Genomic DNA, 15,488 nt, shown 5'->3' with positions numbered 1-15,488 from the left:
AATTATATTCTAGTGTATTCTACATTTTTTTTGTAGTCTTAGGAATGGTGCGATCTCTAAAACCAAATTTAAATTCTCCGTCCTGGAAATTATCTGTGTTGCCATTAAGAATAAGATTGTTTATTTCTAAAGTAGCTCTAAAAGTAGTTTGCACAGTATTATCAAGAGCAGGTTCTACAGTTACAACAGGAGGTTGAATAGTATTGTCTAAGTAATATAAATTATTAGAAGCATCTCTGTCATCCCTAGGATTTCCATTTTGATCTGCATCTTCATTTCTAGTCAGAACGCCATCATTATCATCATCTTCTTCAAGATAGTCTGGTATGCCATCTCCATCAGTATCTCTAGGGTTATCATCATTAGGAATACCATTTTGCAACTCTACACTCGTTAGGATATTGTCATTATCGTCATCCTGATCCTTATAGTTAGGTATACCATCTCCATCAGTATCAAATATAGATTCTAATGTGTCACAGATACCATCCTCATTGGTGTCAGGACAAGTGGGGCCGGCCTGGCTTCCATTAGCAGTACTGTCCTGATAGTTTGGGATCTGATCATTGTCTATATCTCCTAAGGGGTCAATACCTCCAGATTCATCGATTGGATCTACACCATCATCATCATCTTCGGTAATGATTTCATTTGTGATTTCTGCAGTACCAGAGGATCCAATTAGTTCTTCAATAATCCTAATGTCACTAGATGGTACATTAGAGCAATAATATGTTGCGGTGACAGGGATGTTAAAAGTTCTGTAAATTAAATCATTAGTTCCATCAGTAAGGTCGATTATTATCGAAGATGTCGTAGGTATAGTGTCAGAGAATATTTCGCTTATAAAATTATAGGAAATAGCTTCATTGTTACTTTCGTTAATTTTAAAAAAGACAAATTCATTTTCTTTTGCTCCCTCGCAAAATTGTAAATCAACATCATCAAACTCAAAACTTGTAATTATTATATCTCCATCGTCGCAAGAAGACAACAGTACCATTGAAAAAAGAAAAGAAAATAGCTTTTTCACCTAATTAAAATTTATATGTATTAAAATCATTTATTTCTACTCTTAAGGACGAATGAAAATAGAAAATGTTCTGATTTTATAATGTTTTAACAATTTCTGACAAAAGTAAAGGAATTGAAAGATTATAACGAGCCTGGCTGAAAATAATTTTATTTAAACTAATTTTGTATTCTTAAAATTTCTCCAATAATCAGTTTATATATTTAATTATTTTGTTTTATGCAAAAGGTTTATTTTGATAATGCAGCCACTACGCAATTACGACCAGAAGTTATCACAAAGATGGTTTCAGTTTTAGAAGAGGATTTTGGAAATCCGTCTTCTACTCATGGGTATGGACGTTCTGCTAAGAACCATATAGAACATACACGAAAAAATATAGCCAGTCGTCTTGGGGTTAGTGCCTCAGAGATTATATTTACATCTGGAGGTACAGAAGCTGATAATCTTGTAATAAATAGCGCAGTGAGAGATCTTGGAGTACGTCATATAATTACTTCAAAAATAGAGCATCATGCAGTACTACATACTGTACAAGAAATCGAAACTCGTACAGAGGCATCAGTGAGTTATGTAAGCGTACAAAAAAATGGAGCTATTGATTATGAGCACTTAGAATCTCTACTTGATAAATCAAATGATAAAACTCTAGTAAGTCTGATGCATATTAATAATGAGGTTGGAACAATGCTTGACATAGAGCGCGTTGGGGATTTGTGTAAAAAGTATAATGCGCTTTTTCATAGTGATATGGTACAGTCAATTGGACATTATGAAGTTGATTTTAACAAGATACATGTGGATTTTACAGCGGTGAGTGCGCATAAATTTCATGGTCCAAAGGGAGTGGGGTTTGCTTATATAAGAAAAAATTCTGGGTTGAAACCATTGATTTTTGGTGGAGAGCAAGAAAGAGGGTATAGAGCTGGAACCGAAAGTGTACATAATATCGTGGGAATGGATGAAGCACTGCGGCTTTCTTATGAAAACCTGGAACAAGAAAAGAACTACATAATAGAGTTAAAACAATACTTTGTAGAAACGTTAAAACATAATATTAAAGGAGTAAAATTTAATGCAGACTGCTGCACTGCTGGGCATAGTACATATACATTAATCAATATTTGTCTCCCGGTTTCTAATGAGAAGGCAGGAATATTACTATTTCATTTAGATATTAATGGTATAGCCAGTTCAAAAGGAAGTGCTTGTCAGAGTGGAAGTAGTAAAGGCTCACATGTCCTAACTGAAATTCTTTCTGAAGATGATATGCAAAAACCCTCTGTGCGTTTTTCTTTTTCGAAGTATAATACTAAAGAAGAAGTAGATTATACGGTGGATGTGTTAAAAAAGTTTATTGAGAGTTAATACAATCATTTTAAAACTTCATTCCGAGTCTAACATTAAAAACTCTTGGGGTCAGAAAATTTGGAATTGCAAATTGGCGCTGAGTTGAAGCATCTCTTACAAAGGTATTTGTGATTGAATTTTGATTGTCAAAAATATTATAAATTTCGAACCCAAGACTTAATTCTCTGAACGTATTAAGAAAATGCCCTTTTCTAAGTCTTTTATTTTTATCTACTACAACATATGATATTCCTAAGTCAGCTCTTCGATAGTCTCTTAGTCGGGTCTGAAAATCATAAGGATCAGCATAACTAGGAGATCCGCCTGGTACTCCTGTTTGATATACCATATTTAAGTACATTTTTAGACTAGGTATAGTTGGTACATAATCCTGGAACAGCACTCCGATTTTTAACCTTTGATCTGTAGGTCTTGATATATACCCGCGATTATCAATGTTCTCTTCTGTTTTTAAATACCCAAGACTTACCCAGCTCTCAGTTCCGGGAACAAATTCTCCATTTAATCTAAGATCTAGCCCATAAGCATATGCTTCTGCATTATTTCTTGCTCGATATCGTATTCTTACGTTTTCGATTGTATATGGATTTACGTCAGTCAATTTTTTATAATAGGCTTCTGTTGTAAGTTTAAAAGGTCTTTTCCACATAGAAAAGCTATAATCATTACCCAAAACGATGTGTATGGACTGCTGGGCTTTTACTTCTGGTCTAACTACACCCAAAGAATCTCTTAGCTCTCTGTAAAAAGGAGGTTGATGATATAACCCGCCAGAAGCTCTAAAAATCATTTCAGCTTTCCAGTTTGGTTTAATAGCAATTTGTGCTCTTGGACTAAATACAATTTGAGAATCACTACTGTTAACTGTATTTCCTGAAATATTCCAGTGATGAGACCGTATGCCAATATTTGCCCAAATTTCATTTTCTTTTATATGTGAACGTAAGCTATATTGAGCATATCCCGAAATGCGATCAATTTTTGCTTTATTTGTTGCTCTAACACTAGTAAATGGAACAATTGGACTAACGAATGGAGTATAAGGTTGATCATTTATAAAGTCAGAAATTGGTGGACGTATAGAAAAACCAGCAGAATCAATGATTTCAAATTCTTGTAATCGATCTCTGATATCTTCTGATGTGTATTTTACACCCCAGTCAAATTGATGCTTGTCTGCGGTATAGGTTCCTTTATGTTCTATATTGAAAATTAAGGCGTCCAGATCATTCCTGGCATGAGTTAATTGGGATCCGATCCCTTCACTAAATTCTACCTGACCTAAGTCTTCACTTCCAATATCAGTATTTACAGTCCCTAAAGCATAAGCTGCAAAAATATCATAATGCTCTTGTTCTTGTGTATGATAAGCTGATGTAATTAACTTTAATGTTAGATTGTCATTAGGTTTATAAGTTCCTTTAAACGCTCCAAAATAAGTTTCGTATCGATCTTCTTCCTGTCCGTCATAAAGCACTGTTAAAGCTTGTACTGTTTGCAAGGTTCCAAAATTCACCTGTTCTCGTAAAGGCTCATAATCATAGGTGTTAAGCGCTACATTGCCTAAAAAACCTAGTTCAAATTTATCAGAGAAATTATAGGAAAGGTACGTTTGTACATCAGCAAATCTCGGTTGGAAATTAGTTTCGGTATTTCTTGCGTCTACCAATAGGCTGTTATCTCTATATCGAACACCAACGATAGCAGCCAATTTTTTGTTTTTAGAAATTCCACCAGCAGAAACACTGCCCCCCAATAGACTTAAGTTGGCTGTTGCTCCTAATCGCGTAGGTCTTTTGTAAGTGATATCTAGAACAGATGAAAGTTTATCTCCATATTTTGCCTGAAAACCTCCGGCAGAAAAATCTACATTACGAACCAAGTCTGTGTTAACAAAGCTTAGCCCTTCTTGTTGACCTGATCTAATTAAAAAAGGTCTGTATACTTCAATCTCATTAACATATACCAGGTTTTCATCAAAATTTCCTCCCCGAACAGAGTATTGTGTACTTAATTCATTGTTAGAACTTACACCAGGTAAACTTTTAAGAAGGCCTTCTACACCTGCATTAGCAGAAGGGGTAGAGCGTATGGTCTCTGGGTCTAATGTAGTGATTCCTTCCACTACTTTTCTTTCCCTACCTGAAATAACTACCGTGCTGATTTGTTCAACATCTGTCTTTAGTACTGGGTTTAATTCATATTCCTGATTTTCCTGGAGATTAATAGTGAACAGAAGATTTTTTAAACTTATGTGCGATATATTGATTTCAATATCTTGATTGGCAGGTATTCTAAGTTGATATACCCCATTTTTATCAGACTGAGTACCCGAATTATCGTAAGTGATATTAGCACCTTGAACTGGAATATTATTTTCATCTAGAACTACACCTTTAATCGTAGCATTTTGAGCCGAAGTTGAAATACTGATTAAAATCAGCGAAATCAGAAGGAAGAAAAATTGATTTTTCAAAAAGTATTTAGGTTTTAAGGTTTTCTAAAAAATGTGGTTTCGAATGTTGCTCTATTTCCTACATTATCTAACACCACAAGTTTAAAATTATTTTCTGAATCTGTGATAATTTTATCATTGAAATCATAAACCAACATTCCTGTTTTATAGTCATATTCTAATAAGATGAATTTTCCATTTATAGTTCCTCTATAATTTTTTATTCCTGATTCAGAATCATTAATCTTTATTTTAAGGTGAGTTGCCTTAGATATCCATTTCTTATTGGCAACATTGATGGGGACTATTGTTGGTTTTTGTTGATCAGAAAATAAGGAATACGTCCCAAAAGTTCTTGTTCTTGTAGAAAAACGGTTTCCTTTTTTTGAAGTTCTGGAATAGTATGGCTTCTTAGAACCATTTATTCTTCCGATATAAAGTTTCTTTTTGTCTTCTTCAGTATAACGAGATACATCAAAAACTAATGTCATATTTTTATGTAATGGGGTCGCGTTATTATGAATTTTTGCTTTTTCGCCATTAACCGAAATATCAAGATAGGTATCTTCATACAGACTACCTTTTGGAATCAATAGATCAAAAATACCTTTACTATAAGTGAAATTTTCGCTTGTTTTAGCAAAGTCTGGCGTCGTAATGATCTTTTTCTTGATAATAGAGTCAACTTTTTTCCCTTGTAGAGGAACTAATATGGTTACTTTATTGTTTTTAAAATCTCTTACATGGATTTTATAATTATAGGACAATCCATCTTCAGTTGTAAGTATACCTTTATTAATACTACTTTTAAAAATGGTTAAAGGATTATTTTTTTCAATAAATAGTTTGGTTATTCTACTACGATGATTTTTATAGTAAGCATAGTCTATAAGTCGATTTGCATATCGTGTTTCGGCAAAAGAAAATCGATTCATCTCTAATCTTAAATTCTTTTCTCCATTAATTTCTGTTACAATTTCATAAATACCATTGCTATTTGTTGCCAAATCTTGTTTGTCAATGGTAGAAATTCCGAATCCAATTTTTCCAAAAACATTTACATTTTCTGCTTTAAAATTTCCATCTTCTTGAGGAGTTAATTTTAATTTTACGGGTTTTTGGGCGCCATTAATATGAGTGTTTTTATCCAAACTATATGCCCATAGACTATTTATAATGGGTTTTTTTGTGTCTTTTACTTCTATGCCAAAAATCATAGGATTCATTGGTCTTGATCTTGGATCTCTAATTTCAAAATGAAGGTGCGGTCCAGAACTTCCTCCGGTATTACCGCTATATGCAATAATATCGCCTTGTTTTACGAGTAAAGAACCAGATTTAGGAAAAAGCTCTATTTCATAAGATTCTTTAGCGTATTGTCTTTCTTTTACAAAAGCCTCTATTTCTGGTGAAAACTTTTTTAAATGAGCGTATACACTGGTATATCCATTTGGATGAACAACATATAAAGCTTTTCCATATCCTCCATGTGAAATCTTAATTCTACTTATTCTACCAGACGCAGATGCATAAACGTTAAGTCCTTCTTCTCCAAGGGTTTTCATGTCTAGTCCAGAATGGAAATGATTGGATCTTAATTCTCCAAACGTACCTGATGCTGTAATAGGGATTTCTAATGGGTGAATGAAATAATCTTTTGGAAGATCTTTTTGCCCATAACAAAGGGAGAAACTTAGTAAACTGAAAATTAAAAATTTATACATATAGGGGGAAAATATATGAATGTTTGTCAATTGTCTATAAAACTACTTATTTTTTTGGTAGGTTAGGTAATTTTTAATGCTTGATTAACTGCGTCGTTTAAATACCCACCAGAAATGATTTTGGTTCTAACATTATTAACGTTACTTTTCATTTCTTTATATTCTTCTACTGATAAATTATCAAGAATATCACTCAATTGATCTAAATTAGATATCGTAAAGCCAATATTATTTTCTTTAATAAATGAACTGATAGCTGCTTGATCCCAAACAATAACTGGCAATCCGCATAAGATATACAAGGAAGTTTTGTGTGGATTGTTGTACTTGAGATACTGTCCATATTGTCCACTACATTCTTCTGTTGAAATACCATCCCAGACTAACCCAAATGAACCTTTGATATGATAGGCCACAACATCAGAAGGAAATGCACCTTCATAGGATAGAACAGATTCTTCTTTAGAAACTTTGAGTTTTTGATAATCAAAACCTATACCATATAGGTTCATCTTAAAATTCTTTTCATTAAGAGTATCAAGATCGTATATGTAAGAGTTTTTACCTTCACCAAATCCGCCTGCATACACTATTTCATGAGGTTTTTCTCCCTGGTTATTGTCATTTTGATCAGGAAGTCCATCTTTGAGAATATAATCAAAGATACCGAGTACAATAATAGGTATTTTAACACCTTGTTCAAGAAACCAGTTTTTCATAGCATCGTTATGAACAATAATGGCATTGGATGTAATAATTTTCTTTAATTCTTTATCTGCATTACCAGTTCTTCCTTTTAAAAATCGAACATCATGAACTATAGTAATAATTTTACACTTTTTGAGCTTTGCCATGAATAAGACATACCCTCTAAATTTATTTAACGGATATTGAGTGCATAATGTGCTTTTATATGGTAATCTTAATAAAGCATATGTTATGCCTAAAAAGTTTTTGATAGTACCTATTGCAGAATTTGGTATTGAAGATTGTTTGAATCCAAGATTTTTGAATCCCATTTGCGCAAGAATAGACTCACAATCTGTTTTTGCTTTTCCAGCAGCATTAAAAAGAGATTTGTAATTTCTGGAAATAAAATATCCCATCATATAAATATATCGATTTGTGGCTTGAAAGATACATACATTTTATTTTTTATACCCTATCATATAAGGATTATCAAGTTGTGATTTTTTCATCTTATAAATATGCACATAAATTAGCTATAAATGTATTAGTTTTGAAAATTGAAATTGAAATAGAAGCTTCTTAAGAAAAAACAAGTAGAGTGAAAGAAAAAAAATATGATTATCTGATTGTAGGGGCAGGATTATTTGGAAGTGTTTTTGCTCACGAAATGACCAAACACAATAAAAAATGTTTGGTAATTGATAAACGAGAACATCTTGGAGGCAATGTATATTGTGAACAAAAAGAAGGAATTAATGTACATAAGTATGGGGCTCATATTTTTCATACAAATGATAAGCGAATTTGGGATTATGTAAATCAATTTGCAACATTTAATAATTATATAAATTCTCCTCTATCATTGTCAAAAGGAAAGTTATATAACTTACCGTTTAACATGAATACTTTTTATCAATTATGGGGGACCAAAACACCTCAGGAAGCAAAAGAGATAATTAATGGGCAGATAAAGGAATATGGTGTGAAATCTCCTAAAAATCTTGAGGAACAAGCTTTATCATTAATAGGTAAAGATATTTATGAAACCTTTATCAAAGAGTATACAGAGAAACAATGGGGGACTAAAGCCACAGATTTACCAGCTTTTATTATTAAAAGGTTGCCAGTGAGATATACATATAATAATAATTATTTTAATGATATTTATCAAGGCATACCAATTGGAGGCTACAATACTATCATTAATGGTTTATTAGAAGGTATTGAAACAAAAACTAACATTGATTTTTTTGAAGATAGAGTAGCGTTAGAATCTTTGGCAGATAAAGTGGTTTATACAGGTAAGATAGATGAGTTTTTTGATTACAAGTATGGACAATTAGAATATAGGTCATTACGATTTGAGCATGAATTGCATGATGTAGAAAATTATCAGGGAAATGCAGTTGTTAATTATAATGATTCAGAGTACAAGTTTACTAGGATTATAGAACACAAACATTTCGAATTTGGAAAACAGGATAAAACAATCATAACAAGAGAATACCCCGAAAGTTGGGATAGAGGTAAAGAAGCATATTATCCAATTAATAACGATAGGAATCAAGATGTGTTTAAGAAGTACAAAGAAGAATCAAAGAAATCTAAACATGTTATTTTTGGCGGAAGATTAGCAGAATATCGTTACTATGATATGCATCAGATAATAGCATCTTCTTTGACTAAAGTAGAAGAAATATTAAAGATTGAAGTATAATAAGGGATAGCATTAAAATTAGTTTAAAAACTATTGGGTTTTTTCAATTGGTATGTTAACTTTGTGTAACGAAGTATTGTGTAAAAGTTATCAATGAGTGATTTAATTGAAATTATTGATTCTCTTGAAAATAGAATAAGTAAGTTGCTTCATAAGCATGAATTATTGAAACAACAAAATACAGATCTAAAAGAGAAAATTGTTGCATTAGAGTCCAATTCAGAGGATCAGGCAGATCAATTAAAGCATTGGGAAGAAAAATTCAGTGCCCTCAAAAATGCTAATGCAATGCTAGGCAGTGACGAACATAAAAGAGAAACAAAGCTCAAAATAAACGCTTTAATAAGAGAGATTGATATGTGTATTGCTCAACTCTCTGAGTAAATAAAGTATGGCAGATAAGCTTAAAATTAAATTATCTATTGCAGACAGAGTGTATCCATTGACAATTAACCCTGATCAAGAGGAAGGTTTACGGAAGGCTGCAAAAAAGATAGAGGTTATGATTAAGCAATTTGAGCAAAGTTATGCGGTTAGAGATAAGCAAGATGTATTAGCAATGTGTGCTTTGCAATTTGCTGCACAAGTAGAACAAAAGACTATAGATAAAGATGATGATATGATTAATGTGGCAAATAGATTGAATGAATTAAACGATTTGCTACATGATCATTTATCATAACGTTCTTTAAAATAAATAAAGGTTACTGCCTGCACTAGTTGTTATTTTGATAAACTCAACAAGAATTATTTAAAAAGGGTGAGTTTAAGTTGTAAAAGCGCGCCGCCATAGAGCGGATTCTTGAGCAATTTGTTAGCCCTAAACCTGTTTTTACAGAGTTTATACAGAACCTTTGCTAGTGCAGGCTTTTTTTATATACAAACACTAACACAAATTATGGATAATAATATTATATTTTTGATAGTTGCCGGGATCGCAGGATTGGTGATAGGATTTATCATCGCTAAAGTCCTGGAGCGCAGCAAAGCATCAGAAATGATTAAAAGTGCTAAGAAAACTTCTGAAAGCATAATAAGAGACGCAAAAAGCGAAGGGGAGACCATTAAAAAGGATAAAATTTTACAAGCTAAAGAAAGATTTATAGAGTTAAAATCTGAACATGAAAAAGTAATATTATCCAGAGATAAAAAAATTGCAGAAGCCGAGAAGAGAACTAGAGATAAAGAATCTCAAGTTTCTAATGAATTATCAAAAAGTAAAAAGCTAAACACAGAGTTAGAAGAAAAAATAAAAGAGACACAACAACGTCAAGATTATTTAGAAAAGAAACAAAGTGAACTTAAAAAATTACATAAAAGCCAGGTACAGCAATTAGAAGTGATATCAGGTTTGTCTGCAGAAGAGGCAAAAGAACAGTTGGTAGAATCTTTAAAAGGACAGGCAAAAACTGATGCCATGGCCGTGATTCAAGACACCATAGAAGAAGCTAAATTAACTGCACAGCAAGAAGCTAAAAAAGTCATTATTAATACAATTCAAAGAATTGGGACAGAAGAGGCAATAGAGAACTGTGTTTCTGTATTTAATATCGAAAGTGATGATGTAAAAGGTAGAATTATAGGTCGAGAAGGAAGAAATATCAGAGCAATTGAAGCTGCAACCGGAGTAGAAATTATAGTTGATGATACTCCAGAAGCTATTATCTTATCATGTTTTGATTCTGTAAGGAGAGAAGTAGCTCGTTTATCTTTACATAAATTAGTAACCGATGGAAGGATTCATCCAGCGCGAATTGAAGAGGTCGTAAGAAAAACCAGAAAACAAATTGATGAAGAAATCATCGAAGTAGGAAAACGTACCGTAATCGATCTTGGAATACATGGATTACATCCAGAGTTAATTAAGACTATAGGAAGAATGAAATACAGATCTTCTTATGGGCAAAATCTTTTACAGCATTCTAGAGAAGTAGCAAAATTATGTGGAGTAATGGCTGCAGAATTAGGATTAAATCCTAAACTAGCGAAGAGGGCAGGGTTGCTTCATGACATAGGGAAAGTTCCTGATACTGAAACCGAGGTGCCGCATGCTATATTAGGAATGCAATGGGCAGAAAAATACGGTGAAAAGAAAGAAGTTTGTAATGCAATTGGTGCTCACCATGATGAAGTAGAAATGACTTCTTTGATTTCTCCAATAGTTCAGGTTTGTGATGCGATTAGTGGAGCAAGACCAGGAGCAAGACGTCAGGTGTTAGATTCTTATATACAAAGACTAAAGGATTTAGAAGGTATAGCCTTTGGATTTGATGGAGTTAAAAAAGCGTATGCAATTCAAGCAGGAAGAGAATTACGAGTAATTGTAGAAAGTGAAAAGGTAAATGATGAAAAAGCAGCTAGTCTTTCATTTGAAATTTCTCAAAAAGTCCAAACAGATATGACATATCCAGGTCAGGTAAAAGTAACAGTGATAAGAGAAACAAGAGCGGTAAATATAGCTAAGTAAATAAGCTTGAAATCTAATATACAAAAAGAGCAGTCATTATACATAACTGCTCTTTTTGTATTTATATATTTTTTGATAGGGGTTGATTAATCCTTATATTTTTTAATGGTTTCATTTTTCCAGTTTAATGCAGCTTCTATAGTGTCAAATTGTTTAAATTCCTTTCCGAAAAATATTTTTTCAACTTTAGTTTGCATGATTTGTTTCGGATCGTTTGATACAACAGCAAATCCTACTAAGTTTTTGATTTTAGCCGTCTCTAAATATATGGTTGGATTTACAGCATAGGAGTTAATTCTATGGGTAAGATACACAAAAGGTTTATTTTTAAAATGCCTTTCTACAACTTGTAATAAAATGGTATTGTGCTCAGGAGAAACTGTAATTCCAGCTTTCATTACAGCTTTTATATAGTCATTATAAATTTCTATATGACAAAAATCAAAATTATATGAAGTAACCATTTAGTATGCCTTAGCTTTTTAAAGATATGAGTTTAATCTTTAAATAAGATGAAAAAAAAGTGTTTTTCCCTTATTGTGAATGACGAATATATTAAAAATAGTAGAGTTTTTGTTTAATTAACATCTTTTGAATCACGAATATGCTTTTTCAAAATTTCATTTTTCCACTCTAAAGCTTGTTCCAGAGTTTCGAATAATTTGAATTCTTTTTTGAAAAGTGATTTTTCTAATTTGGTTTGCATTTTTTGTCTAGGATCGCTGGATATTACAGCAACTCCAATCAAATTTTTTATTTTGGACATCTCCATATGGATAGCGGGATCTACAGAATATGAATTTATTCTATTTGTTATATATACAAAAGGCTTGTTTTTGTAGTATTGATTAGCTCCCATTTTTAGAAGGTCATTGTATTTTGAGAAAACAGTGACTCCTTCTTTCATGACTGACAAAATATAGTCATTATGTACTTCAACTATACCAAAGTTGAAATCAAAAGATGTAATCATTAAATTGATTTGTTAGTCTAACAAAGATAAACTTAAAAAATTATAAATTTTTAGTCGTCAATAGATTAAGTAAAAAAAAGACTACTATAGCTATATAGTAGTCTTTTTTAATTATAATTCAGTTTGTTTTTAAGATTCAGCTGATTTTTCGGCTTTCTTAATGGTTATTGTAAGTTCTCCAGAATCATCATCCATATCCATGAAAATACTATCACCTTCCTGTAGTTGAGCATTTATAATCTCTTCAGCCAAAGCATCTTCTATATATTTCTGAATAGCTCTTTTTAGTGGTCTTGCTCCGTATTGTTTATCAAACCCTTTTTCTGTTATGTAATCCTTAGCTTTTTCACTAAGGGATAAATCATATCCAAGGCTTTTGATTCTTCCGTATAGCTTATCAAGTTCGATATCAATAATTTTATGAATATCTTCTCTTTCTAAAGCATTAAAAACTACAACATCATCTACTCGATTTAAAAATTCGGGAGCAAATGCCTTTTTTAAAGCATTTTCGATAACTCCTTTTGCATAATCTTCTGCCTGAGATTTCTTGGCTGTTGTTCCGAATCCTACTCCTTGTCCAAAATCTTTTAATTTACGAGCTCCAATATTAGAGGTCATTATAATTATAGCGTTTCTAAAATCAATTTTACGACCCAAACTATCTGTCAAATATCCATCATCTAAAACTTGAAGCATCATGTTAAAAACATCAGGATGTGCTTTTTCGATTTCATCTAATAAAATGACAGCATATGGTTTTCTTCTTACTTTTTCTGTAAGTTGTCCACCTTCTTCATAGCCAACATATCCCGGAGGAGCTCCTATAAGCCTTGAAACAGCAAATTTTTCCATGTATTCACTCATGTCTATACGAATGAGTGTATCTTCACTATCAAAAAGTTCTCTAGCTAATACTTTTGCTAATTGAGTTTTACCGACTCCTGTTTGTCCAAGAAATATAAAGGATCCAATCGGTTTGTTTGGGTCTTTAAGTCCTGCACGATTACGTTGTATTGCTTTTACGACCTTGGTAACAGCTTCGTCTTGTCCAATAACTTTGCCCATAATAAGGCTTGGTAACTCCGCTAGTTTATTGCTTTCTGTTTGGGCAATACGATTTACAGGAATTCCTGTCATCATAGAAACTACATCAGCAACATTTTCTTCATCTACTGTTTCTTTATGTAGTTTCGATTCTTTTTCCCATTGTTCTTGAGCAACTCCTAGTTCTTTTTCAAGATTTTTCTCATCATCTCTAAGTTTCGCAGCCTCTTCATATTTCTGTTTCTTGACAACGCTATTTTTGAGTTCTCTAACTTCCTCTAATTTTTTTTCTAAATCTAAAACTTTCTTAGGAACGTCGATATTAGTAATATGAACTCTGGAGCCTGCTTCATCCAGAGCATCTATAGCTTTATCTGGAAGAAAACGATCTGTCATATATCTATTGGTTAGCTTCACACAAGCTTTTATAGCTTCTGGTGTATAGCTAACATTGTGATGCTCCTCATATTTCTCCTTAATATTATTAAGGATTTCTATAGTTTCTTCTATGTTAGTAGGTTCTACAATTACTTTTTGGAATCTTCTTTCTAAAGCTCCATCTTTTTCGATGTACTGTCGATATTCGTCTAATGTTGTGGCTCCTATACATTGAATTTCACCTCTTGCTAAAGCAGGTTTGAACATATTTGAAGCATCAAGACTTCCGGTTGCTCCTCCGGCACCTACAATAGTGTGAATTTCATCTATGAAAAGAATAATATCATCATTCTTTTCTAGTTCATTCATAACAGCCTTCATTCGTTCTTCGAATTGACCTCTGTATTTGGTTCCGGCAACAAGGCTAGCTAAGTCAAGAGTAACTACTCTTTTGTCAAATAATATTCTAGAGACTTTTCGTTGTACAATTCTTAGGGCAAGTCCTTCAGCTATAGCGGATTTACCAACTCCAGGCTCTCCTATTAATAAAGGGTTGTTTTTCTTACGTCTACTAAGAATCTGGGAAACACGTTCTATTTCTTTTGATCGACCGACAACGGGATCCAATTTACCTTCTTCTGCCATTGCAGTAAGGTCTCTTCCAAAATTATCTAGAACAGGAGTTTTTGATTTTTTACCCGCTTTATTTCCTCCAGATGGAGAATTAAAAGGGTTTTCTTTAGACGCATCCCCTGTCAAATCATCATCATCTTCAGAGAAAGATTCTGCTTTTGGGTTATCTATATATTCTTCTTCGTTCGTTATCATAAACTTAAATTGGTCTTTAACGTTATCATAATCCACTTTTAAACGATTTAAAAGCTTTGTAGTTGGGTCATTTTCATTTCTTAGAATACATAACAGAAGATGAGCAGTATTAATAGAAGAACTTTGAAATAGTTTTGCTTCCAAAAAAGTAGTTTTTAATGCTCTTTCTGCTTGTCTAGTTAAATGTAAATTCTTTTTTTCATTTGAGGCCACCGCTATATCAGGATTTGCAGGGCTAAGGATTTCAACTTTTCTTCTTAAATTAGTCAAATCTATATCTAACGCATCAAGGATACTAATTGCTTTCCCACTTCCATCACGTAATAATCCTAACATAAGATGTTCTGTACCAATAAAATCGTGCCCCAATCTCAGAGCTTCTTCTTTACTGTAAGCAATAACATCTTTAACTCTGGGTGAAAAATTATCATCCATAAATTATACTCTTTCTTTTTCTTTATAACTAAAATAGTAATTTTTAGAATTACATTGACAAAAACTATTCCTTTTAATCGATGATTAACATATATCTATACTGAATAGGAAATTTTGTCATGTAATTCCTTTTTTTCAAAAACAGTCACTCAAACAAGTAGTTTTTGTTAATGTTTTTTACTTCTAATGGTAAATAGACAAAAAAAGCTTTAATAATCAAAACCTAAGATAGTAGACTTATTAACCATATACATCCTGATCATTGTTAATAAATTACGTATATTACATAGGTCAATAGCTGTTAAAACCGTCTTAATTTACTTAAATTAGCCCGTTTAATTAATCAATTTTAGAATAAAATAAATTTTTT

12 protein-coding genes and 1 other RNA gene are annotated in these 15,488 nt (G+C 32.3%); 6 read left to right on the top strand and 7 right to left on the bottom strand.

The features are described 5' to 3' along the window. Positions 1–19 precede the first annotated feature (19 nt). Entirely contained in the window at positions 20–1,033 is a 1,014-nt protein-coding gene (locus tag PQF96_RS21320) for a hypothetical protein (protein ID WP_271768164.1), read from the bottom strand. 219 nt (positions 1,034–1,252) lie between these two features. Here PQF96_RS21320 and PQF96_RS21315 point away from each other — a divergent pair, with 219 nt between their 5' ends. Then, a complete protein-coding gene (locus tag PQF96_RS21315; protein ID WP_143916644.1) occupies positions 1,253–2,401 on the top strand; it encodes a cysteine desulfurase family protein in 1,149 nt (382 codons plus the stop codon). Positions 2,402–2,411: 10 nt separating this feature from the next. On the opposite strand, the gene PQF96_RS21310 is transcribed toward PQF96_RS21315, so the two are convergent. The 3 genes from PQF96_RS21310 to PQF96_RS21300 all read right to left on the bottom strand — a co-directional run bounded on the left by PQF96_RS21310 (position 2,412) and on the right by PQF96_RS21300 (position 7,692). Next, entirely contained in the window at positions 2,412–4,880 is a 2,469-nt protein-coding gene (locus PQF96_RS21310; protein ID WP_271768162.1) for a TonB-dependent receptor, read from the bottom strand. Positions 4,881–4,894: 14 nt separating this feature from the next. Next, positions 4,895–6,583, bottom strand: a complete 1,689-nt coding sequence (locus PQF96_RS21305) for a M23 family metallopeptidase (protein WP_271768161.1) — start codon at positions 6,581–6,583, stop codon at positions 4,895–4,897. Positions 6,584–6,645: 62 nt separating this feature from the next. After that, a complete protein-coding gene (locus tag PQF96_RS21300; protein WP_160114083.1) occupies positions 6,646–7,692 on the bottom strand; it encodes a beta-1,6-galactofuranosyltransferase in 1,047 nt (348 codons plus the stop codon). A gap of 179 nt (positions 7,693–7,871) precedes the next feature. Here PQF96_RS21300 and glf point away from each other — a divergent pair, with 179 nt between their 5' ends. The 5 genes from glf to rny all read left to right on the top strand — a co-directional run bounded on the left by glf (position 7,872) and on the right by rny (position 11,457). Then, on the top strand, positions 7,872–8,990 hold the full coding sequence (gene glf, locus PQF96_RS21295) for a UDP-galactopyranose mutase (protein WP_271768160.1): 1,119 nt from the start codon (positions 7,872–7,874) through the stop codon (positions 8,988–8,990). A gap of 93 nt (positions 8,991–9,083) precedes the next feature. Then, on the top strand, positions 9,084–9,374 hold the full coding sequence (locus PQF96_RS21290; RefSeq protein ID WP_109435295.1) for a hypothetical protein: 291 nt from the start codon (positions 9,084–9,086) through the stop codon (positions 9,372–9,374). Positions 9,375–9,381: 7 nt separating this feature from the next. Then, the gene (locus PQF96_RS21285; RefSeq protein ID WP_109435296.1) at positions 9,382–9,672 is read left to right on the top strand and encodes a cell division protein ZapA; all 291 of its coding nucleotides are present in this window, start codon (positions 9,382–9,384) and stop codon (positions 9,670–9,672) included. A gap of 53 nt (positions 9,673–9,725) precedes the next feature. Next, positions 9,726–9,833: non-coding RNA, 6S RNA (gene ssrS, locus PQF96_RS21280), on the top strand. A gap of 55 nt (positions 9,834–9,888) precedes the next feature. Then, positions 9,889–11,457 (top strand): ribonuclease Y, encoded by a 1,569-nt coding sequence (rny, locus tag PQF96_RS21275; protein WP_109435373.1) that lies wholly within the window; start codon positions 9,889–9,891, stop codon positions 11,455–11,457. A gap of 86 nt (positions 11,458–11,543) precedes the next feature. Here rny and PQF96_RS21270 read toward each other — a convergent pair whose 3' ends face one another. The 3 genes from PQF96_RS21270 to PQF96_RS21260 form a co-directional block, all read right to left on the bottom strand. After that, entirely contained in the window at positions 11,544–11,921 is a 378-nt protein-coding gene (locus PQF96_RS21270; protein ID WP_271768158.1) for a hypothetical protein, read from the bottom strand. Positions 11,922–12,034: 113 nt separating this feature from the next. Then, the gene (locus tag PQF96_RS21265; RefSeq protein ID WP_143916640.1) at positions 12,035–12,430 is read right to left on the bottom strand and encodes a hypothetical protein; all 396 of its coding nucleotides are present in this window, start codon (positions 12,428–12,430) and stop codon (positions 12,035–12,037) included. Positions 12,431–12,559: 129 nt separating this feature from the next. Beyond that, on the bottom strand, positions 12,560–15,118 hold the full coding sequence (locus PQF96_RS21260; protein ID WP_109435299.1) for an ATP-dependent Clp protease ATP-binding subunit: 2,559 nt from the start codon (positions 15,116–15,118) through the stop codon (positions 12,560–12,562). Positions 15,119–15,488 lie beyond the last annotated feature (370 nt).

The organism is Aquimarina algiphila (assembly GCF_947494415.1).
Classification (GTDB): Bacteria; Bacteroidota; Bacteroidia; order Flavobacteriales; family Flavobacteriaceae; genus Aquimarina; species Aquimarina algiphila.
Note: the sequence above shows the minus strand (reverse complement) of the source record. Positions and strands in the feature narration are given on the sequence as shown.